Source organism: Labrenzia sp. THAF82, from assembly GCF_009363435.1.
In the GTDB taxonomy this organism is placed as follows: Bacteria; Pseudomonadota; Alphaproteobacteria; order Rhizobiales; family Stappiaceae; genus Roseibium; species Roseibium porphyridii.
The window spans coordinates 6,270,112-6,290,568 of record NZ_CP045354.1 but is presented as its reverse complement, the minus strand read 5'-3'; the positions used below and the strand labels follow the sequence as shown (position 1 = coordinate 6,290,568).

Sequence of the window (20,457 nt, the reverse complement as noted above, 5' to 3'; positions counted from 1 at the left end):
AAGAACCGTCGATTTTTCGGCCAAGCAGAGCGCCGGTACAGAATAGCGGTTAGAAGCCGGGGGCTCTTGTGTGACAAGAGCTCCCGGTTTTTTGTTGAAGCAGTCAGGTGATCTTTGACGCTGAACGAGCCTGAAAACGGATCAAATGACAAAGCAGGCATGCTGGTTTTCATGGCCGCGCTGGGACTGCCTTTGCTTTGCGGATTGGTTTTCTTTTGGCCCGACCGCAGCATTGCCAATGTGGATGACCTTTTTTTTGTACCCTGGGCAATGGAATTTGCCGAGAGTGGGCGCCACTGGAACAGTCTGCTCGCGGTCCAGTTTCCCGGCCTTGAGAACTACCATTTGCAGCCAAGGCTGCATCTGATCTTCGCCGGGCTGTTCTTTTCTGTGGTTGGCACCGATACGACCGCGCTGCTTGCATTTGAGTTTCTGTGCTTTGCGCTGACCAACCTGGTTTTCGTGATTGTCTGCTTGCGATTGGATTTGCGCCTTGCCGCTATGTTCACACCGCTCCTTTTTGCGCCATTGTATGTCGTTACCGGCTTTCGTCTGGAACTGACGGGTGCCTTGTTCTTTGTGTCAGGCCTGTGCGTGTCTCTTCCATTGCTGTGTGCTGCGGCTTCCCGCGCCGGGGACAACGCAGGACCGGGCGTTGTGGTGAGCATCTTCAGCAAGTTTCTTTTCGGCATTGCGCCTCTTGCAGCGCCTTCGCTCTTTGCCTGGAGCCTCGGTGCTATCGCGGTGACGGAGATCTGGCGCCTGGCAACGCGTCAAGCAAATCTGTTGCGAATTGTTTGCGAGGGTTTTTCAGCTCTCTTGTTGGCGCTCGCGGTATTTGCACTGTCAATTGATTTTGAATTTGCCGAGTTTCTTGAGCAGTTCACCTTCCACGCAAGCCGCTCAACAGGGGGTGGCTTCAACGACGAGGCAATTCTTCGCGCGGTCCTGTTCGCTGGCGCTTCAACGCTCGTCTTTCGCCATAACCGTGCCGCTGCTGCAATTTGCGCTGCTCTCGCGGCAGGTCAGTTTTTGGCGGCCTTTCTTCACGACAAAGCCCTGATCCGGAACCTTGCGGCTTCAATGGTTTTTCTGATCGCGCTGGATGCGGTGGTCGGGTCGAGGTGGCTCAAGGCGAAGGCAACTCTCTTCGCCATCCTTTTTCTGGCTCTGTCGGCCAATTTCTTCAGCTTTTACATTCTCTCGGATCGAGTGGAAAATTCCGAAGCGGTGACAGCTGCCTATGAGAAGGATTTGTCAGATGGTAAGCGCGTGTTTGTCGATGAAACTATGGCTCAGCACTACCTGAACCAAAATACCCGCGGTGCGCTCGCCTGGACGTGGGGTGGAACCTTTCCCAAAGGGCGTCCGACAAGCCTTCTCGACCTGAAGAAAGGCGATGCCTGGTATGTGAGCGAATACACGATTTCAGGGTATCTCAAGGGCCGGCATGATGTTGCTGAGAAGGTGTGGCCGGATCCGGACTATCGGCGCGTCCTGCAGTTTTCCTGTGTGTTGGGTCGGCAGTCCTGCAATCTTCCCGTTGAACGGTGGCGGATTTTGCGACTGGAAAGACTGGAAGATGGCGTGTCGGTCAAAGTCTTTGGTGACGAAACAACGTCGCGAATTCTCCCTTCACCTCAGTGATCATCCTTGCAAAGCCCGTGATCCGCAAATGCTCTGAGAACGTTGCACTCTATTACGGTGTGACCACCTTTGCAGCTGTCTGCAATACGGCTTAGCTCGGTTTCAAGTCTCTGCAAGTGGGCGATGCGTTGCCGGACAGCCTTGAGCTGATCCACCGCGATTAGGTCCGCTTCAGCACAAGGTTTGTCAGGGTGTTGGCTGAGTTCGATGAGATCCCGAACCGCTTGCATCGGTAGCCCCAGGTCTCGGCAGTGCCGGATGAAACGCAGTCTTTCAAGGTCCGAGTGACGATAACGGCGCTGGTTGCCTTCGGTCCGCAAGGGCGCTTCCAGCAAACCCTCTTTTTCGTAGTACCGGATCGTTGGGACTTTTACTCCGGTTTCGCGGGACAACTCTCCGATCGAAAAATCCATCAATAACCTCTTGAAGCTCTAGTCGCTATAGCAATTAGAAAGAGCCAAAGTCGAGAATTCAAGTGCTCGATTCGACAAGGAGTGAACCATGGGTGCGTGCTGCGGCACTTCAAATCAACGCTTTGACGGCATGTCGCAAGATTATCGCCGTCGCCTCTGGTTGGTGATTGCGCTCAACGGCGGAATGTTTGTCGTGGAAATGGCAGCAGGTCAGGCAGCTGGATCAAAAGCTCTTCAGGCCGATGCGCTGGATTTCTTTGGCGATGCCGTGACCTATGGCATTTCACTCGCTGTGATTGGCGCTTCCTTGAGGACACGCGCGCTCGCGGCCCTCTTCAAGGGAGGCAGCCTTTTTCTTATGGGTATTTGGGTTGCGGCGACAACGCTTTATCAGGTGTTTGTTCTTGGCGTTCCACAGGCCGCGGTGATGGGGTCGATCGGCTTTCTTGCTTTGGCAGTCAACCTTTTCAGCGTGCTGTTGCTGGTGCGTTACAAGGATGGGGATGCAAATGTAAGGTCCGTGTGGCTTTGCTCGCGAAACGATGCAATCGGCAATGTGGCCGTCATGGTGGCGGCTCTCGGTGTTTGGGGCACGACAACCGCCTGGCCTGACCTGATCGTGGCAGGTTTGATGGCGGGTCTATTCCTGAGCTCGGCAGTCCAGATTTTCGTGCAGGCTATCCGGGAGTATCGTCAGGACAGTGCGCAATCCCACCAGGCCGTGTAGGGAATTCTGGTGTCTGCCGGAAAGCGTTGTTCAAAGTTCTCGATGACAAGAGAGCTGTCAGGACGTGGTTTTGGCATCGCCAAGGTGGACCAAAGTAATTTCCGGCGGCACGCCGAAGCGCACCGGCAGGATTGAACAACCAAGACCGCCGGACACGACCAAGTGTCTTGGGTTCGTTTTGAGGCTCAAATGGCGCATCAGGGTTGTTCCTTCGGTCTCCACGATATGACCATAGATGTGGTTCTTCCCGTGTTTCTTGGGGAATGCGGGCTTATAACCCATGACATTGATCTGTCCGCCATGCGTGTGACCACTGACGGTCAGGCTCACACGTGAAGGCACCTTTCGGATAATGTCGGGCTCATGTGCCATGAGTAGCACGGGCGCATCGTCATTCACCTGGGCAAGGGTTCCTGGCAGATCATCCAGTCCACGCCAGTGTTTCCGCTTTCGCTTGCGGCTGGGAAAGAGGGCAAGCTGGTCATCAAGTCCAGCCAGCCAGAAGGCTTTGCCATCCTTGGTAAGGCGTTCGGCGCGATTCTGGTAAAGCGGTATTCCGGCGTTGAGAAGGGCCTGACCGTACTTGGTCGGGCCGTTTCCGATCAGTTGGGCTTCGTGGTCATCCCACCAGTCGTGATTTCCAAGGATGGCATGCGTGCCGAGCGGCGCATCCAGGTCACCGAAAACATCTGCCCACACCTGTGGCGGGATCGAATCATACTGCCATTTGTGGCTCGCCACGTAGTCTCCCAGCATCAAGATGATATCCGGTTTAAGCGCGTTGGTGCGGCCAACAACGAACTTCAACCGTTCCAGGTTCATCCAGGGGTCACAAATATGAGGGTCGGCTATCAAAGCCGCAGTGAGCCGGAGATCTTTGGGCCAGCGGGGTGGCGTCAGCCAGTACTCCTTGATCGTCAGGCGAAAGGGTTCAACTCCAATCGCATAGGCTGGAGCGGAAATCGCTCCAAGGACGGCGCATCCAAGCCCCTTTAAGAACAGTCGTCTTGAAATCATGAAATCTTGCACCCCAAAACTTGGTTGCTGCAGCAAATAAGAGTGGTGGTGCACTCGTTTCGCGGCGCCTTGAGGGCCGTTTTCAGGAGAATATGTGCAAAGCCTATGCAAAAAAGTCCCGCTGCAAAGCAGCGGGACATGATTGGAGCTCTTTTGAGGAGCCGGTTCACTCGGCTGGTTTGTCGCCTGGAACCGGTAGAACGATTGCTTCTTCTAGTGTTTCATCACTCAGATCATTGGTCGCGATGGAAACATCTGTGTCAACTTCGGGTATGACGGTCGTGTCAGCGACGGTCATGTTTTTCGACTTTGCAGTTTTTCCCCAGGAGCAGGCACTTGCAGGAACAATTGCAAATGCCGTCAGGGCTAGGGCCGCAACACCGGTGCTCAATAGACGCATGCTCTGCCTCCGTCTTCAGGCCGCGTTCGAAAGACGCAGCATAACGTAGGGTAAGATAAATCGAGGATCTGGCAAGGAAAAAACGGGAGCCGATTGTCTTTGACCGCGCAAAACAGTTTCATTTGCGCCTGAGATTATAGGTGATTTCGCGACGAGGTTCCGACAAGTCATTGACGATGTTCACAACATGGGTGTCGAGAAGATCGCCGAATGCTTTCAAGGTGATCTGCTTGCTGCTGAGGAAACCGACGAGCAAAACCTCGACTGCGCCATCTGAACGCAATTCCGCTTTGGTCCAACCCCATTTGCAGTCTCGCGGGATGCAGGACGTAAAGGCCCGGACACGCACGTTCACCTGTTCATTCTCGCAACGGCTTTCCACTTCGATGCGCGAGATTTGTTTGGGTTCGGCATCCGGATTGAGCCAGGCGCCGTCTTCCGGTATCGGGCAGTAGATCCGCTGCGCAAGTGACGGCGCTGCGGACAACATCAGTAAGGCGATTGCAAGCATCACCATGCGCATGTCTGTTCTCCCACGTGTCTTCGGTGAAAAAACGTCGAGTGGTTGACTTCAACCTAACCGATTACCATCGCGCCTGCTAGATTCGCATTTGCAAAGTGATAAGGTCGTTAAGAATCTCATCAGTCAAAACAGAGAGTTAGTATGCACTCACTCCACAGTGAGCAATTTCTGCTTCGCCCACCCGAGGTGCAGGACCTTGGGGTATATCGAACCTTTTTTGCCGATGCCGAAGCATCGCGTTTTTATGGCGGACCACTTCGCGATGATCAATCCTGGAGGGCGCTTGCCGGGCATGTTGGACACTGGCACCTGCGCGGGTATGGGCTTTGGATGATTGTGCCTAGACAAGGCGGAGCTGCGATCGGTGGCTGCGGGTTTGTCTGGCCGGATGGCTGGCCCCGGCGTGAGCTGACCTGGTGGCTCTTGCCCGAAGCGAGAGGGACGGGAACAGCCGTCGAAGTATCAAGAGCGGCGATCAAGCACGCCTATGACAGCTATGGCTGGTCTTTGGTGGAAACGCATATGGATGATGCCAATGAAGCTGCCCGCAAACTTGTTCAAAAGCTGGGTGGTAAGGTGATCGCGCGGGAAGTATTTCCCGATGACAAAACACGCTCGGTGTATGAATTGCCAAGACTGGAATGACCTCCCAGGAACACGCAAAACTCACCTTCTCGGATGCGCCTTGTCGTAAGCTTTCAGAAGATGCGCGCTGTCGATTTCCGTATAGATTTGCGTAGAAGCAAGGCTGGCATGTCCGAGCAGCTCCTGGATGGTTCTGAGATCACCGCCTCCGGCCAGCAGATGAGTAGCAAAGGAATGGCGCAAGGCGTGAGGCGTCGCGCTGTCCGGAAGACCGAGTGCACCGCGTAAGCGCTGCATGGCCAGCTGGATCATACGCGGATTGAGTGGTCCGCCGCGTGCACCCAGAAAAAGTGGTCCTTTTGCGCTGACCGCATACGGACAGAGTTTCAGATACTGCTCGATGGCTTCGCCAACTGCAGGCAGGATTGGCACGATCCGTTCCTTGCCACCCTTTCCGATGATCCGCATCGTTTTCGTTTCACGTTTTGGCGCCGCGTCACTCGTCAATGACAGCGCTTCGGAAATGCGCAGTCCGCAGCCATAAAGAAGTGTCAGTACGGCTGCATTTCGCGCTTCTATCCATGCCTCAGATTCCATCCCGAAATCGCCGCTGGTGATATCGACAGCATCTTTCGAGGAAACGGGTTTGGGCAAGGATCGAGCCTGGCGAGGCGGACGCACTGCCGAAGAAGCTGCGGCATTGACCTCGCCGCGCCGTTCCAAAAACCTCAGAAAGGATCGAATGCCTGCAAGTCCACGTGCCAGAGAACGGCTTTGTACACCCTGACGACGGCGGCTCGCGAGAAAACTGCGAAAATCTACCGGGCGTAAGGCCGCAATGTCTTTCAGGGACGGCGCTCCACCCAAGTGCATTGTCAAGAACCTCAGAAACTGGCGCAAGTCCCGCTCATAGGCCAGAAGTGTCTTGTCCGAAAGGCGCCGTTCGTCCGACAGGTGGTCCAGCCAAAGACCCAACCGGTGATTGAGATCAGGCTGGGCCGTGGTCAGCAAGGCATCTTGTTCTGCAGACATCGTGGGCATGGCACTCGATTACACTCAAAGAACGCAACTGTTCCGTTAACAAGGGAATTGTTTTTGACGCAAAGCGCAGGCGGCGACGACTTTACCGTCACTTAAGCAAGGGTTGCTAAAACGCTTGTTGAATTTTGCAAGGAGTTGCCTCGGTGGACGTATTGTATGACTTTGCTCGACGCGCGCAGGAGCTTCTGCTGTTGCTGGTCAACAAGCGTATCGAAAGCCTGTCATTCGCGGTAACGATTGGCTTTCTCATTTTGGTTGTTTTGGTCGATCTACACCGGCGAGGCTATAGGTTTAACTGGCCGCGACGTCTTCTGAAAAGCGTTGGTGCAAACATGGCTTTTTGGTGGGGAAATTTGTTGTTTGCACCTGCAGTATACTTGCTGACAAATCCTGTGAAACAGTTTTACGACACGATTGGACTACCCAGTATCAGCGAGAGCTTTTGGGAAAGCGTTCCAGCCTGGTTGCTCGTTCCCTTGGCAATGATCTGTTACGACTTTGCTAACTATTGGAATCATCGTCTGATGCACCATAGATGGATATGGCCCATACATGCTGTTCATCATTCGGACCCCGATATCAATGCGTTAACAGCTTACCGAGTTCACTTTCTTGAATCGGCATTTATGGCCTTGTCCTTCATCCTACTTTTGAGTTGGCTTGGCTTTCCGACGGGCGCTATGGGGATTGGGGCAATTTTGTTGACAATTCACAATATGTACGTCCACATCAATGTCGACTGGGACCACGGACCATTTAAATATGTGATTGCGTCACCGCGCATGCACCAATGGCACCATGCAGATTTGCCGGAGGCCTATGGCAAAAACCTGGCAAACATCTTTCCGGTTTTCGACCTTGTCTTTGGAACATATTACGTTCCTGGCCCTTGCCACGAACCGTTGGGTGCGAAAGGCGTTCCGGAAAACGATGTCGTGAAACTGATCCTTTATCCGTTTGCCGTGTGGGGTAAGTTGGCTCTGAAGCTGTTTCGCCCTTCACGCAAAGCTCAAACGTCGGTTCCGGATGACCTGGCAAAAACAGAAACGCACCGGACCGTTGAGCCCGATGCGTCCACTGCAACGTCGTAACGTTTCTTGTTTGCTTAAAGGATGCTCTGTCCGGTCTTCGCCCAATCGGCGAGGAAAGCTTCAAGACCCTTGTCGGTCAAAGGGTGTTTGACGAGGCTTTTCAGCGTTGCCGGGGGAACGGTCGCAACATCGGCACCGATGATGGCACAATCCTTGACGTGGTTCGGCGTGCGAATGGAGGCTGCCAGGATTTCCGTCTCGTAGCCGTAGTTGTCATAGATCACTCGGATTTCCCTGATCAGCTCCAGGCCGTCGGCATGAATGTCATCAAGGCGACCAATGAACGGTGAAATGTAGGTTGCACCTGCTTTCGCGGCCAGGAGCGCCTGGTTCGCGGAAAAGCACAGCGTGACGTTGGTCTTCGTGCCTTCTTCCGTCAGCTTCTTGCACGCTTTCAGGCCGTCGAAAGTCAACGGCAGTTTGATGACCACATTATTTGCGATCGCGCGCAGCACGTTGGCTTCTTTGATCATGGTGTCGAAGTCGGTTGCAGCAACTTCGGCTGAAACGTCGCCTTCTGTAATCGAGCAGATTTCTGCGATCACTTCCTTGAAATCACGGCCGGATTTCGCAATCAGCGACGGGTTGGTTGTCACACCGTCCAATAGACCGGTGGACTCCAGTTCCTTGATTTCAGCGACGTCGGCAGTGTCGACAAAGAATTTCATGAATTTGTACTCCTTGTGAGGCGCCCGTTCGGTCGCCGGATGTCTTATCCCGGTAGCGGGGCAAAACGTTTGCGTGGTCAGCTGCGCTCTCTTTACCCTAGGATGATGACAAGAAGAACCCCTGATTCTTCGGTGGATGATTTTTTTGCGGTACGTACCTCAAGGCGAACGGAGCTTGCGCTTGAGCGAGACGGCGGCATTGTTTTTTCAAATTCGAGGTGTTGCCACATGAACCGGACAAGCTGGCAAGCGACGGTGAGGACCTGATACTCCGTGCTGTTTGACGACTCAGAGCTGCCTGAAGCGATTGCCAGTGTCTTGGTGCCCGTTGCCGTGCCGGTTGCCTATACCTACAAGGTGCCGCCAGGTGAAACCGTGGTACCCGGCACAATCGTCAAGGTACCTCTTGGTCCGCGTGAGGTGATCGGCGCTGTCTGGGACGATCAGCCGGACGCAGCAATTAATCCCAAAAAGCTGAAATCCATTACCAGGGTCTACGACAAGACCCCGCCGCTTGATGAGGATCTAAGGCGTTTCGTCGACTGGGTAGCCTCTTGGACACTCGGCGCGCCCGGCATGGTGTTGCGTATGGTGCTTAGATCGGAGGAAGCCTTGGAACCGGAAGCGCCCGTTCCAGGTGTCCGCCGCATCGACGGTGCTGAACCGGACCGAATGACCGCAGCTCGCGGACGCGTCCTTGCAACGATGGAAGACGGTTTTGCGTGGACGAAAAGCGGTTTGTCCCACGCTGCCGGGGTTTCGCCATCGGTCATCGACGGGTTGATAAATCAGGACGTTTTGGAAGTGGTCATGATGCCGGCGGCGTTGCCGCTCCCCAAACCACAGATCGATTATTCGCAAAAACCGCTGACCTCTTCTCAACAAGCCGCGGTAGAAGGCTTGATCCGCAGCTTCTCCAAACAAGGCGGCAGTGTCGCGTTGATTGACGGTGTAACCGGATCGGGAAAGACGGAAGTCTATTTCGAGGCGATTGCAGAAGCTTTGCGGCGGGACCGGCAAGTGTTGGTGTTGCTGCCGGAAATTGCATTGACCGAACAATTCCTGCGTCGGTTTGAACAACGGTTCGGCGTTTATCCGGCAGAGTGGCATTCGGAAGTTACACCGCGCAAACGAGCCCGTGTCTGGCGCGGGGCAGCTTCCGGTGATGTCAGGGTCGTCATCGGTGCTCGCTCGTCACTGTTCCTGCCATTCAAGGAACTCGGCCTGATCATTGTCGATGAGGAGCACGACGCGGCTTTCAAACAAGATGACCGGGTTCCCTACAGTGCCAGGGACATGGCAGTCGTCAGGGGGCACATTTCGAAGTTTCCCGTCGTACTGGCCTCCGCGACGCCATCGGTTGAGAGTATCGTCAACGCGGAGCAGGGACGGTACGACCTATATGAGTTGCCTGAACGGGCGTCCGGGGCTTCGCTGCCGGACCTGCAGGCAATCGATATGCGACTGGATGGTCCGGAGCGCGGCCGCTGGCTTGCGCCCGCTCTTGTAAACGGCATTCGCGAAACCTTCGGCAGTGGTGATCAGTCGCTTCTGTTCCTGAATCGGCGCGGCTATGCGCCCCTGACGCTCTGCAGAACATGCGGCCATCGTTTCCAGTGCGCTCATTGCAGCGCTTGGCTGGTGGAGCACCGGTTTCAAAAGAAGCTCGTCTGCCATCATTGCGGTCACTCCGAGCCGGTTCCGCAATCCTGTCCGTCCTGTCACAGCAGTGACAGTCTGGTGGCATGCGGGCCTGGAGTAGAGCGAATTGCCGAAGAGGTTTCGGATCTCTTTCCCCAGGCGCGCACGCTGGTGCTCTCGTCCGATATCGCTGGCGGCCCGGAGCGCTTGAAACGGGAAATGAAGATCGTCGAAGAGGGCGGTGCCGACATCGTTATCGGCACGCAACTTGTCGCCAAGGGACATAATTTTCCAAAGATGAAACTGGTCGGCGTTATCGATGCCGATCTGGGTCTCGCCCACGGGGATCCGAGAGCTGCGGAAAAAACATTTCAGCTGCTTGCACAGGTGACCGGCCGCGCAGGCCGGGTAACTGGCGGTGGAAAGGGCTTTCTTCAGACCTACAATGCCGACCATCCCGTGATCAAGGCACTGTTGTCAAGCGACAAACATGCCTTTTATCAGGCGGAAATCGAAGCAAGGCGGTCGGCCGGATTGCCTCCGTTTGGAAGGTTGGCAGCGCTCATTGTGTCAGGGCCAGACAAGTCATTCGCTGAAGCGTACGCCAGAGCGCTGGCGCGGTCAGCGCCAAACGATCAGGCTGTGACATTGCTCGGCCCGGCCGAAGCAGCTCTTGCGATGGTGCGTGGAAGATACCGGTTTCGATTGCTGGCGATGGCGCCGCGTCAATTTGACCTACAGACCTATTTAAGACGCTGGCTCGGGCAGGGCCCGAAACCGACAAAGGGGCTGCGCGTACAGGTGGACATCGATCCGCAGCACTTTCTTTAATGGGCAGACACAACGATCAGCTCAATCGAAACTGAGTGCGAGCAGTTGCTTCAGGATCGGGGCACTCTCGACCTGTGCCAGTTCGGCGTCGATTGCCTCATGAACGGTACGCCAGACAGGCAAGGCGTCGATCAATAACATTCTGCCGGCATCGCCAAGCAACAGTCTGCGACTTCTCCGGTCCGCAGGGTCCGGTTCTATCGTCAATAGGTCACGGCGCACCAAAGGCTTGAGATTTGCGGTCAGCGTGGTGCGATCCATGACCAGCAACGTGGCAACTTCCCCCAGTTTTGGTGCGTCGGGCCGGTTCAGCGCCATGAGCAAGGAGAATTGCCCGTTTGTAAGCTGGAACGGTCGCAATGCTTCATCAAACCGGCGGCCCACGTGACGCGCCGCGCGCTGCAGATGAAGGCACAGACAGCGGTCGCGGACTTCATGTGTTGTCGAGAGTGGCAGATCCGGGTGCATCGCATATGATTACGTTGATATCAACATAATCATATGCGATGCTTGCATCCGTTTCCAGCCAGGAGGGCAAGTGAATGACCTATGTTCAGGGGTTTTTGTTGCCGGTGAAGACGGCACGAAAAGCAGATTACAAGGAAATCGCGGAAAAATCGTGGGTTCTCTTCAAGGAATACGGGGCGCTGAGTTGCTGCGAGGCATGGGGTACGGCGGTGCCGGACGGAAAAGTCACCTCTTTTCCAATGGCTGTCAAAAAGGAGGACGACGAGACCGTGGTGTTTTCCTGGATTGTCTGGCCAGACCAAAAAACGGCCGACGCCTGTATGGCCACGATGGAATCGGACCCTCGTTGGGAGGAGGTCATGCCGAATGCAAATGAGATCATGGGTATGAAGCGCATGATCTTCGGCGGGTTCGAGCCTCTTGTCAGCTACTGAGCCTGTTGCGATCAGATCCACGGAGATGCCGCGAGGCAGCAAGTCGCGCGGCGCATAAAAAATCGCTGCTGCCGCAAAACCGTCTAAAGGTTTAGACGGGGGCGGAGACATTGATCTTCATGGCTTTTTAGGCCTGCCTATCAAAAAACCCCTATGAATCGTCAAAAACAGTCTTTTGGCGAAGTTGCACACTGGGAAACCCTGTGCTAATTGAGGCGCGGCTTTGGGGGAACGGTTTAACCGTCATACCTTCTGACCTCGAAATCATTCATTTTTTCAATACCTTGCGAACGCTGGCCGTTTTGCGGGTCTGGAAAAAGTCAGAGAGCACGGACCTGGTGACTGACAACGTATCTCTCGTATCCGGCGTGGCACAGCGTTATGCATCCGCCCTTCTCGACCTTGCAGAGGGCGAAGGCGTAACGTCTGACGTGGAACGGGATCTTACTGCTTTCGAAGGCATGCTTGCCGAAAGTGAAGATCTCGACCGTCTCGTGAAGAGCCCGGCATTCAGTGCTGAGGAGCAGCTTGCAGCGCTCACTGCACTTCTCGAAAAAGCAGGCATTTCCGGCCTCGCTGCAAATTTTGTGAAGCTGGCCGCCCGTAACCGGCGCCTCTTCGTTCTTCCCGGCATGATCAAGGCATTCCGCGCACTGCTCGCAGACAAGCGAGGCGAGGAAACGGCTGAGGTAACCTCCGCAGCCCCATTGTCCGACGAACATGTCGCCGCCCTGAAGGAAGCTTTGTCTTCCTCCACGGGCAAATCCGTAAACGTCGTAGCGAATGTTGATCCTGCTCTGATCGGTGGCCTTGTGGTCAAGGTCGGCTCACGCATGATTGATACCTCGCTGCGTACCAAGCTCAATTCACTCAAGTTCGCGATGAAAGAGGTCGGCTGATGGATATTCGGGCCGCGGAAATCTCCGCAATCCTCAAGGACCAGATCAAGAGCTTTGGCCAGGAAGCCGAAGTTTCTGAAGTTGGTCAGGTGCTCTCCGTCGGTGACGGTATCGCCCGTGTTTATGGTCTGGACAAAGTTCAGGCTGGTGAAATGGTCGAATTCCCAGGTGGCATTAAGGGCATGGCTCTTAACCTGGAATCCGACAACGTCGGTGTCGTTATTTTCGGTTCTGACCGTGACATTAAAGAAGGTGACACCGTCAAACGGACCGGCGCCATCGTGGAAGTCCCGGTTGGCAAAGGCCTGCTTGGCCGCGTTGTCGACCCGCTCGGCAACCCGCTTGACGGCAAAGGTCCGATCGAAGCGACCGAACGTCGCCGTGTGGACGTTAAGGCGCCTGGCATTCTGCCGCGTAAATCCGTTCACGAGCCGATGTCGACCGGCCTGAAGGCAATTGATGCCTTGATCCCGGTTGGCCGTGGTCAGCGTGAGCTTGTCATTGGCGACCGTCAGACCGGCAAGACAGCTATCATTCTCGACACGTTCCTGAACCAGAAGCCACTGCATGCTTCTGACGATGAAGACGCCAAACTCTACTGCATTTACGTTGCGGTTGGTCAGAAGCGCTCCACCGTTGCTCAGTTCGTGAAGACCCTGGAAGACGCCGGCGCTTTGGAATATTCCATCGTTATCGCCGCGACCGCTTCCGATGCAGCACCGCTGCAGTTCCTTGCACCGTTCTCCGGTTGCGCCATGGGCGAGTACTTCCGCGACAACTCCATGCACGCCGTGATCGGATATGACGATCTGACCAAACAGGCTGTGGCCTACCGTCAGATGTCTCTGCTTCTGCGCCGCCCGCCGGGACGTGAAGCGTTCCCAGGTGACGTTTTCTACCTTCACTCCCGTTTGCTGGAGCGTTCGGCAAAGCTCAATGAAGAGCATGGCCGCGGCTCCCTGACGGCGCTCCCGGTCATTGAGACCCAGGGCAACGACGTGTCCGCGTTTATTCCGACCAACGTGATTTCGATCACCGACGGTCAGATCTTCCTGGAAACCGACCTTTTCTATCAGGGTATCCGCCCGGCCGTGAACGTCGGTCTGTCGGTTTCCCGCGTTGGCTCTTCAGCGCAGATCAAGGCGATGAAACAGGTTGCCGGCCCGATTAAGGGTGAACTTGCTCAGTACCGCGAAATGGCGGCATTTGCGCAGTTCGGCTCCGATCTCGATGCCACAACGCAGCGCCTGCTGAACCGTGGTGCGCGCCTGACCGAACTTCTGAAGCAGCCGCAGTTCTCGCCGCTGAAAACGGAAGAGCAGGTTGCCGTGATCTACGCTGGCGTGAACGGCTATCTCGATACGCATCCGGTCGACCGGGTGAAAGATTTCGAAGAAGGCTTGCTGTTGTTCCTGCGTGGTGAACACCAGGACCTGCTGGACGCCATCTGGGAAAAGAAGGCTCTCGACGACGATCTGACCGGTAAGCTGAAAGCTGCCGTCGACGCGTTCGCCAAGAACTTCGCTTAAGACCACACGCCGGGATAAGGAGCAGGGGCGGCCATGCCGAGCCTGAAGGACTTACGAAACCGCATCGCTTCCGTGAAGGCGACGCAGAAAATCACCAAGGCCATGCAGATGGTGGCCGCGGCGAAGCTGCGTCGTGCTCAGGAAGCTGCGGAGGCTGCACGCCCCTATGCGGAACGCATGGACGCCGTGCTGGCCAACCTCGCGGTGGCTTTTGAGGGCCGCGACGACGCTCCGAAGCTGATGTCCGGTACGGGCAGCGATCAGGTGCATCTCCTGGTCGTCGCTACGGCTGAACGTGGGCTGTGCGGGGGCTTCAACACCAATATCGCCAAGCTCGCACGTGAAAAGGCACGCAGCCTGATCGCCGACGGCAAGACGGTCAAAATCCTTTGCGTTGGCAAAAAGGGTTATGACGCGTTGAAGCGCGAGCTTGGGCAGTACGTTATCAAAACCGTGGATCTGCGCAGTGTGAAACATGTTGGTTTCACAGATGCTGACGAAATCGGTCGCGAAATTCTCGGCATGTTCGAAAATGGCGAATTCGATGTCTGCACGCTTTTCTATGCCACGTTCAAATCGGTGATTGCCCAGGAGCCGACTGCCCAGCAGTTGATCCCGGCAAGCTTTGAGGCCGAAGAAGATACGGGCAATAACGGCGCGCAGCCGGTTTACGAATACGAGCCTGACGAAGGCGAGATCCTTGCGGATCTTCTGCCGCGTAACATCTCCGTGCAGGTTTTCAGGGCTCTTCTGGAAAACGCTGCGTCTGAGCAGGGTGCTCGTATGTCCGCAATGGACAATGCGACCCGAAACGCTGGTGAAATGATCGACAAGCTGACGATCAGCTACAACCGCCAGCGCCAGGCTCAGATTACGACGGAATTGATTGAAATTATCTCGGGCGCTGAAGCGCTCTAACGGGATCGATACGAGGATTAGGGATATGGCTGACAAAAAAGTCGGACGGGTCACCCAGGTCATCGGCGCCGTTGTCGACGTCAAGTTCGATGACCATCTGCCGTTGATCCTGAACGCTCTTGAAGTTGACAACCAGGGCACACGCCTGGTGCTTGAAGTTGCGCAGCATCTTGGTGAGAACACGGTTCGCACCATCGCGATGGACTCCACCGAGGGCCTGGTTCGCGGTCAGGAAGTGATCGACACGGACGCCGCTATCATGGTTCCGGTTGGTGATGGCACGCTGGGCCGCATCATGAACGTGATTGGTGAGCCCGTCGATGACGCTGGTGAAATCAAGCACGAAACCAAGCGCGGTATTCACCAGGAAGCTCCGGAATTCATCGAGCAATCCACTGAAGCTGAAATCCTGGTTACGGGCATCAAGGTCGTTGACCTGCTGGCGCCTTACGCGAAGGGTGGTAAGATCGGCCTGTTCGGTGGTGCCGGCGTTGGTAAAACCGTTCTGATCATGGAATTGATCAACAACATCGCTAAGGCGCACGGTGGTTACTCTGTCTTCGCCGGTGTTGGTGAGCGTACCCGTGAAGGCAACGACCTTTATTGGGAAATGATTGAATCCAACGTGAACAAGGAAGGCGGCGGAGAAGGCTCCAAAGCGGCACTTGTTTACGGTCAGATGAACGAACCTCCCGGAGCCCGCGCTCGTGTTGCTTTGACCGGTCTGACGGTTGCTGAACACTTCCGCGATGAAGGTCAGGACGTTCTGTTCTTCGTCGACAACATCTTCCGCTTCACGCAGGCTGGTTCCGAAGTGTCCGCGCTCTTGGGTCGTATCCCGTCCGCTGTGGGCTATCAGCCGACCTTGGCCACGGACATGGGCTCGATGCAGGAACGCATCACCACCACGACCAAAGGCTCGATCACGTCCGTGCAGGCCGTTTACGTCCCGGCCGATGACTTGACTGACCCGGCACCGGCTTCGACCTTCGCCCACTTGGATGCGACCACGGTTCTTAACCGTGCCATCGCTGAAAAAGGTATCTACCCGGCTGTGGATCCGCTGGATTCCTCGTCCCGTATGCTGGATGCCCGTATCATCGGTGAAGAGCACTACAACACCGCATATTCGGTTCAGGTCACTCTACAGCGCTACAAGGCACTTCAGGACATCATCGCCATCCTCGGCATGGACGAGCTGTCTGAAGAAGATAAGCTTACAGTGGCTCGCGCACGTAAGATCGAGCGCTTCCTGTCGCAGCCGTTCTTCGTGGCCGAAGTCTTCACCGGTTCTCCAGGCAAGCTTGTTGCTCTGGAAGACACGATCAAAGGCTTCAAAGGCCTGGTTGAAGGTGAGTATGACCACCTGCCGGAAGCAGCTTTCTACATGGTCGGTTCCATTGACGAAGCGATCGAGAAAGCTCAGCGTCTGGCTGCCGAAGCCGCTTAAGGCTCCAATATCTCCGGACACCGTACACGGTGTCCGGTTCTTAGTCTGATGGCTTGCCCATCTGAAATTTGACTGACAAGGAAGACGCCAAATGGCCGAACTTTTCCAGTTTGAGTTGGTCTCGCCGGAGCGCCAGCTCCTCTCCGAACAGGTGTCTGAAGTTGTTGTTCCAGGCACAGAGGGCGAGTTTGGCGTTCTGAAAGACCACGCCCTGTTCATGTCGACGATCACGCCCGGCATTTTGAAAGTGCGCCGGGACGGCGACAGCTGGGACGAGTATTTCGTGCGTGGCGGTTTTGCCGATGTTGCAGCCGGTGGCCTGACAGTTTTGGCTGAACAGGCTGTGCCTGTGGGCGAAATCAGCCGGGAGCAGCTTGATCAGGCGATCAAAAACGCTGAAGAAGACGTTGCTGACGCCAAGGATGATGCAACCAAACAGCGTGCTGAAAACACCCTGGCACAGTTGAAGGATGTGGTTGAAGCCTTGAACAAGGCTTGAGGCCACCCTCTAACGGGTAATTTGATTGATAGCGCGGTCCGGCAACGGGCCGCGCTTTTTTATGGAAACTGTCTTAGTTGACAGTTGCTTCGGTTAGATTGCCGTCGAAAAACCGAAAGCCGTTTCGGCCGTTCTTCTTGACTTCGTAAAGAGCGATGTCTGCCTGTTTGATGATCGGACTTACATCTTCGGTTTCGCCGAAGATTGGCGAAATACCGACGCTCACACCAATGGAGACCGTGTGTCCAAGTGCCGTAAACGGCTGTTCGATGTTACTCACAATGCGCGCAGCAATTTCAGCCGTATGTTCTCCGGTACAATTGAGAATAATGGCGAATTCGTCACCGCCGAGCCGCGCAATAAGGTCGGTTGAGCGGACACACGCCTTCATTCGTTCAGCGACCTGTTTGAGGATTTCATCTCCGACATCGTGACCGTACGTGTCATTGACTGGTTTGAAACGGTCCAGGTCCAGCAAGAGCAGATCGCCCGTGTGCTCTGAAAGAATGGCGCGGTCGAGAGCTTCATCGAGTGTCTTGTTGAACAGTGTTCTGTTGGCAAGACCGGTGAGCATATCGTGATGTGCCGCGTATTCGATTTTTTCAGCAGCCAGTTCTTGCGACGTGATGTCCTCATGGGTGCCAATCCAACCACCGCCCGGCATCGGGGCATGAACGGCACTGACCACCCTGCCACTCGGGTGTTTGAATTTGGAACGGACGACATCACCGGCGGACAGTTGGATCATCAGATCCATGACATGAGCTTTGACATCTCCATCAAACTCGCCGCGTGCCTTTTCGGCCTCAATCAGCTCGACGAGGCTTGCACCCTTGCGAACTTCACCTTCCGGTTTGCCGAAAATCTCGAGATACTGTTGGTTCCAAAGAGACAAACGTCCGGTCTTGTCAAAAACGCTGACGCCCTGACGCATATTGGCAAGAATAGCTTCAAGTTCGTCACCGCGCAGATGCGCCTGGCGTTCGCTTTCCGCAATCTTCTCTTCCATGCGCCGCCGTTCGGAGATGTCGAAGAAATTGTAGATGAAGCCGCCACTTGGCAGCGGCGTGCTCCTGATGTCGAGATAGCGACCGTCTGACGTCGACCGTTCAAATGCGTGGGGCTGATCAGGTGGGTACGCCTTGAACCTTTCCAGTGCAAGAACTTCCGGGTCGCCAGGGCCATAGTCCCCGCGTTGAGCATTGAACTTGTAATAGTCGAGCAAGTGCAGCTTCTGTTCCAGGAGATCGCGAGGAACCTGCAATGTTTCGATCAATTCGTCATTGTAGAAGGCCAGCTGATGGCCTGCGTCGAAATAGGCAAAGCCGCCAGGCACATTGTCAAAAATGATTTGAAGCTGATCAGCCTGCGCTTTCGTTTCCGTAATGTCGGCCATCGAAACGACAACGCCCTTCAGGCCGAATTCTTCGGAAGGGTCGATTGATCTCGCGTTTACTCGCAACCAGATGCTGGTCTCGCAATCGTGAGGCGTGATGCTCGCAATCAGGTCCGTAACGAAATCGGGATCATCCACGGCAAGAACGAACGGGTCGCAATGCTGACCATTGAGGCTGCACTGTATGTTGACGTCCAGGTCCTGAACCGCCATTCCGACCAATTCATCTGCTCGGTACCCTACCATGGCGGCAGCTGCCGGATTGCAGACCTGAATGATGCCGTTTGAATCAAACAAAAAGATGCCTTCGGACACAGCAGCCAGGGTGGCACGATTGACGGCCTCCGAGATCTTGAGTGACTGTTCAGTCCGCTTGCGCTCCGTGATATCGAAGATACTTGTTACGAGGCCGCCACTGGGTGTGGGGTTTCCTCGAATTTCAAGCGTCGTATCGTCTGGCCCGGCGCGCTCGTAAACGTGTGGCTCGGGATTGTCGAAAACAGAAAAGCGTTCCTTGATGAGCTGATCGGGGTCTCCCGGTCCAAAATCTCCGCGGCGAGCCAGGAAACCGGCCACTTCCTGGAGCGATGCTTTTGTGTCAATAAACTCTTCCGGCAGCTTCAACAGCTGCTGAAAATAATCATTGTTGGCGGCAAGGCGACGGTTTTCATCGTAGTAGACAAGTCCGCCGTGAATGTTGTCGAAGACGACCTGAAGCGTTTCAGCCTGGAGTTTTGTCTCGGTAATGTCCGCGAGCGAAACAACGGTGAGATCCAATCCGGCTCCGCCAGCGCTCGCCGTGGCATTTGCATCAATCCGAAGCCAGACTGATGAAGACACACCTGAACGGTTCATCTTGACGATGTGGTTGTTGACTTCGTGCGGCAGTTTTGCGGCTCTGGTCAGAACGTCATCGTCCGCCTTGCCGTCTTCTGTTTGAAACCGGATATTTGCAATAAGATCCTGGACATTTTGGCCCGCTGCAGTTTTTGCGGTGAGGCCGAGCATTTTTGCTGCGGCCGGATTGAGTGACTGGATCCGTCCGGTTGCGCTCAGAACCAGGATACCCTCGCGAAGGGTTTCCAGCGTCGTACGCTGCACGGCTTCGGAGCTACGGACAGCTTTTTCGGACATAAGCCGTTCGGTGATGTCCTGGAATGCTCCAACCAATCTGCAAACGCGGCCGTTTTCGAAAATGGGTCGTCCGGCAGCCCGGACCCAGAGTTCGTTGCCCTTTGCGGTTATGAAAGGCAGTTCGACATCCCAGCCGATACCTTCTTCAATGCCACGGGCAACCGCATCACTTATGATTTCACGTCCATCGGGTGCATAGAAAGAAAGCGCGGTATCGACGCTGGGAACAAAATCGGCGTCAACCTCGTGCAGCTCCCGGGTTTTGTCTGTCCAGATCAATTGGTTGGTGTCGAGATCCAGTTCCCAACCGCCGACACCGGAGACAGTCGCAATTTCTTCAAGGAGTTCGCTTTCCTGTGTGGCGAGCCGGCTCTCCGCTTCGGCCTTGTCGAGGGCATCCTGCACCTGCAGTTCCGCCCTGTGCGACTTGATCAAGCCCTCTACAATTTTTCCGAATCGTTTGAGTTGCGCCAACTGTGCGTCGCTCGGCGACCTTGGCTCGCGGTCGATGACACACAAGGTGCCCAACCTGTTCTTACCATCGATGGATATCGGACAGCCGGCGTAAAAACGAATGAACGGGTCACCTGTGACCAAAGGATTGTCGCGAAAGCGAGCGTCTTTTCGGGCATCTGGAATGACGAACAGGTCGTCGGAAAGGATCGCATGCTGGCAAAAGGATACATCTCGCGATGTGCTGTCGGCGTCGAGACCGCATTTGGCTTTGAACCACTGCTGGTCTTTATCAACAATGGATATCAGCGATATTGGGCACTCAAATACCGTGGCGACAGCCTCAACGACAGCATCAAACTCCGGCAATCTTTCAGAATGCAGGATCTGCAAGGCATGAAGTGCCTTGAGCCGATCGGATTCGTTTGGCGGTTGCGAGACTTCCATACAGGACTCGCCCTTTTTCGATTGGTCTGCCTGGATCGAATATAGACCATTATTACGTACACGAGCATTCGCAATAAAAGATTAATGTTTACAACTTTAAGAAAACTGTCTCTGAAAACTTTAGTATTCGCGTAATCTCAACGAAATTAAAAGGTGTTGGAAATAATTAAATACAGAATATAAGTAGAATTTACATCGTATCTAAATTTTTAATAGCGCAGAACTATCAAGGTTGACCCTATGGTT

19 protein-coding genes are annotated in these 20,457 nt (G+C 55.0%); 11 read left to right on the top strand and 8 right to left on the bottom strand.

Annotated elements, in window-relative coordinates; genetic code table 11:
- The first annotated feature begins 114 nt into the window (after positions 1-114).
- The gene (locus FIV00_RS28955) at positions 115-1,647 is read left to right on the top strand and encodes a hypothetical protein (RefSeq protein ID WP_152503947.1); all 1,533 of its coding nucleotides are present in this window, start codon (positions 115-117) and stop codon (positions 1,645-1,647) included.
- Here the strand turns inward: FIV00_RS28955 and FIV00_RS28950 are convergent.
- A complete protein-coding gene (locus FIV00_RS28950) occupies positions 1,641-2,060 on the bottom strand; it encodes a helix-turn-helix domain-containing protein (RefSeq protein WP_152503946.1) in 420 nt (139 codons plus the stop codon). The genes FIV00_RS28955 and FIV00_RS28950 overlap by 7 nt on opposite strands.
- An 88-nt stretch (positions 2,061-2,148) precedes the next feature.
- Here FIV00_RS28950 and FIV00_RS28945 point away from each other — a divergent pair, with 88 nt between their 5' ends.
- Positions 2,149-2,787, top strand: coding sequence for a cation transporter (locus FIV00_RS28945; RefSeq protein WP_152503945.1), 639 nt, complete (start codon positions 2,149-2,151; stop codon positions 2,785-2,787).
- A gap of 57 nt (positions 2,788-2,844) precedes the next feature.
- Here the strand turns inward: FIV00_RS28945 and FIV00_RS28940 are convergent, their stop codons facing one another.
- The 3 genes from FIV00_RS28940 to FIV00_RS28930 form a co-directional block, all read right to left on the bottom strand.
- Positions 2,845-3,804 (bottom strand): metallophosphoesterase, encoded by a 960-nt coding sequence (locus tag FIV00_RS28940; protein ID WP_152503944.1) that lies wholly within the window; start codon positions 3,802-3,804, stop codon positions 2,845-2,847.
- A 166-nt stretch (positions 3,805-3,970) separates the two neighbouring features.
- Positions 3,971-4,204 (bottom strand): hypothetical protein, encoded by a 234-nt coding sequence (locus FIV00_RS28935; protein WP_152503943.1) that lies wholly within the window; start codon positions 4,202-4,204, stop codon positions 3,971-3,973.
- Between the two features lie 118 nt (positions 4,205-4,322).
- Positions 4,323-4,727 (bottom strand): serine/threonine protein kinase, encoded by a 405-nt coding sequence (locus FIV00_RS28930; protein WP_152503942.1) that lies wholly within the window; start codon positions 4,725-4,727, stop codon positions 4,323-4,325.
- 141 nt (positions 4,728-4,868) lie between these two features.
- On the opposite strand from FIV00_RS28930, the gene FIV00_RS28925 reads away from it, so the two are divergent.
- Positions 4,869-5,372, top strand: a complete 504-nt coding sequence (locus tag FIV00_RS28925) for a GNAT family N-acetyltransferase (protein WP_152503941.1) — start codon at positions 4,869-4,871, stop codon at positions 5,370-5,372.
- A gap of 21 nt (positions 5,373-5,393) precedes the next feature.
- Here FIV00_RS28925 and FIV00_RS28920 read toward each other — a convergent pair whose 3' ends face one another.
- On the bottom strand, positions 5,394-6,344 hold the full coding sequence (locus FIV00_RS28920) for a tyrosine recombinase XerC (RefSeq protein ID WP_209006745.1): 951 nt from the start codon (positions 6,342-6,344) through the stop codon (positions 5,394-5,396).
- Positions 6,345-6,496: 152 nt separating this feature from the next.
- Between FIV00_RS28920 and FIV00_RS28915 the strand changes: the two genes are divergently transcribed.
- Positions 6,497-7,444: a sterol desaturase family protein gene (locus tag FIV00_RS28915; protein WP_152503939.1), complete on the top strand. Its 948-nt coding sequence runs from the start codon at positions 6,497-6,499 to the stop codon at positions 7,442-7,444.
- A gap of 14 nt (positions 7,445-7,458) precedes the next feature.
- Here FIV00_RS28915 and fsa read toward each other — a convergent pair whose 3' ends face one another.
- Positions 7,459-8,112, bottom strand: a complete 654-nt coding sequence (gene fsa, locus FIV00_RS28910; protein ID WP_152503938.1) for a fructose-6-phosphate aldolase — start codon at positions 8,110-8,112, stop codon at positions 7,459-7,461.
- 273 nt (positions 8,113-8,385) lie between these two features.
- Between fsa and FIV00_RS28905 the strand changes: the two genes are divergently transcribed.
- Positions 8,386-10,584: a primosomal protein N' gene (locus tag FIV00_RS28905; protein ID WP_152503937.1), complete on the top strand. Its 2,199-nt coding sequence runs from the start codon at positions 8,386-8,388 to the stop codon at positions 10,582-10,584.
- A 21-nt stretch (positions 10,585-10,605) separates the two neighbouring features.
- Here FIV00_RS28905 and FIV00_RS28900 read toward each other — a convergent pair whose 3' ends face one another.
- Positions 10,606-11,052: a MarR family winged helix-turn-helix transcriptional regulator gene (locus FIV00_RS28900; RefSeq protein WP_152503936.1), complete on the bottom strand. Its 447-nt coding sequence runs from the start codon at positions 11,050-11,052 to the stop codon at positions 10,606-10,608.
- Between the two features lie 74 nt (positions 11,053-11,126).
- Here FIV00_RS28900 and FIV00_RS28895 point away from each other — a divergent pair, with 74 nt between their 5' ends.
- From FIV00_RS28895 to FIV00_RS28870, 6 genes are all read left to right on the top strand, one after another.
- Entirely contained in the window at positions 11,127-11,486 is a 360-nt protein-coding gene (locus FIV00_RS28895; RefSeq protein WP_152503935.1) for a DUF1428 domain-containing protein, read from the top strand.
- A gap of 338 nt (positions 11,487-11,824) precedes the next feature.
- Positions 11,825-12,385: a F0F1 ATP synthase subunit delta gene (locus FIV00_RS28890; RefSeq protein ID WP_152503934.1), complete on the top strand. Its 561-nt coding sequence runs from the start codon at positions 11,825-11,827 to the stop codon at positions 12,383-12,385.
- Positions 12,385-13,914, top strand: coding sequence for a F0F1 ATP synthase subunit alpha (gene atpA, locus FIV00_RS28885; RefSeq protein WP_152503933.1), 1,530 nt, complete (start codon positions 12,385-12,387; stop codon positions 13,912-13,914). The genes FIV00_RS28890 and atpA overlap by 1 nt, the downstream gene beginning before the upstream one ends.
- Positions 13,915-13,947: 33 nt before the next feature.
- The gene (locus FIV00_RS28880; protein WP_152503932.1) at positions 13,948-14,832 is read left to right on the top strand and encodes a F0F1 ATP synthase subunit gamma; all 885 of its coding nucleotides are present in this window, start codon (positions 13,948-13,950) and stop codon (positions 14,830-14,832) included.
- Positions 14,833-14,857: 25 nt separating this feature from the next.
- Positions 14,858-16,282, top strand: coding sequence for a F0F1 ATP synthase subunit beta (atpD, locus tag FIV00_RS28875; RefSeq protein ID WP_152503931.1), 1,425 nt, complete (start codon positions 14,858-14,860; stop codon positions 16,280-16,282).
- Between the two features lie 91 nt (positions 16,283-16,373).
- Positions 16,374-16,781: a F0F1 ATP synthase subunit epsilon gene (locus FIV00_RS28870; RefSeq protein WP_152503930.1), complete on the top strand. Its 408-nt coding sequence runs from the start codon at positions 16,374-16,376 to the stop codon at positions 16,779-16,781.
- Positions 16,782-16,854: 73 nt separating this feature from the next.
- On the opposite strand, the gene FIV00_RS28865 is transcribed toward FIV00_RS28870, so the two are convergent.
- A complete protein-coding gene (locus tag FIV00_RS28865; RefSeq protein WP_152503929.1) occupies positions 16,855-20,211 on the bottom strand; it encodes a PAS-domain containing protein in 3,357 nt (1,118 codons plus the stop codon).
- Between the last annotated feature and the right edge of the window lie 246 nt (positions 20,212-20,457).

What these genes read in the sequence shown, in the direction of transcription:
- FIV00_RS28950 (WP_152503946.1), bottom strand. Translation starts at nt 2,060, where the DNA reads ATGGATTTTTCGATCGGAGAGTTGTCCCGCGAAACCGGAGTAAAAGTC.
- FIV00_RS28920 (WP_209006745.1), bottom strand. Translation starts at nt 6,344, where the DNA reads ATGTCTGCAGAACAAGATGCCTTGCTGACCACGGCCCAGCCTGATCTC.
- FIV00_RS28880 (WP_152503932.1), top strand. Translation starts at nt 13,948, where the DNA reads ATGCCGAGCCTGAAGGACTTACGAAACCGCATCGCTTCCGTGAAGGCG.
- atpA (WP_152503933.1), top strand. Translation starts at nt 12,385, where the DNA reads ATGGATATTCGGGCCGCGGAAATCTCCGCAATCCTCAAGGACCAGATC.
- FIV00_RS28900 (WP_152503936.1), bottom strand. Translation starts at nt 11,052, where the DNA reads ATGCACCCGGATCTGCCACTCTCGACAACACATGAAGTCCGCGACCGC.
- FIV00_RS28945 (WP_152503945.1), top strand. Translation starts at nt 2,149, where the DNA reads ATGGGTGCGTGCTGCGGCACTTCAAATCAACGCTTTGACGGCATGTCG.
- FIV00_RS28935 (WP_152503943.1), bottom strand. Translation starts at nt 4,204, where the DNA reads ATGCGTCTATTGAGCACCGGTGTTGCGGCCCTAGCCCTGACGGCATTT.
- FIV00_RS28930 (WP_152503942.1), bottom strand. Translation starts at nt 4,727, where the DNA reads ATGCGCATGGTGATGCTTGCAATCGCCTTACTGATGTTGTCCGCAGCG.
- FIV00_RS28865 (WP_152503929.1), bottom strand. Translation starts at nt 20,211, where the DNA reads ATGGAAGTCTCGCAACCGCCAAACGAATCCGATCGGCTCAAGGCACTT.
- FIV00_RS28895 (WP_152503935.1), top strand. Translation starts at nt 11,127, where the DNA reads ATGACCTATGTTCAGGGGTTTTTGTTGCCGGTGAAGACGGCACGAAAA.
- FIV00_RS28870 (WP_152503930.1), top strand. Translation starts at nt 16,374, where the DNA reads ATGGCCGAACTTTTCCAGTTTGAGTTGGTCTCGCCGGAGCGCCAGCTC.
- fsa (WP_152503938.1), bottom strand. Translation starts at nt 8,112, where the DNA reads ATGAAATTCTTTGTCGACACTGCCGACGTCGCTGAAATCAAGGAACTG.
- FIV00_RS28940 (WP_152503944.1), bottom strand. Translation starts at nt 3,804, where the DNA reads ATGATTTCAAGACGACTGTTCTTAAAGGGGCTTGGATGCGCCGTCCTT.
- FIV00_RS28925 (WP_152503941.1), top strand. Translation starts at nt 4,869, where the DNA reads ATGCACTCACTCCACAGTGAGCAATTTCTGCTTCGCCCACCCGAGGTG.
- atpD (WP_152503931.1), top strand. Translation starts at nt 14,858, where the DNA reads ATGGCTGACAAAAAAGTCGGACGGGTCACCCAGGTCATCGGCGCCGTT.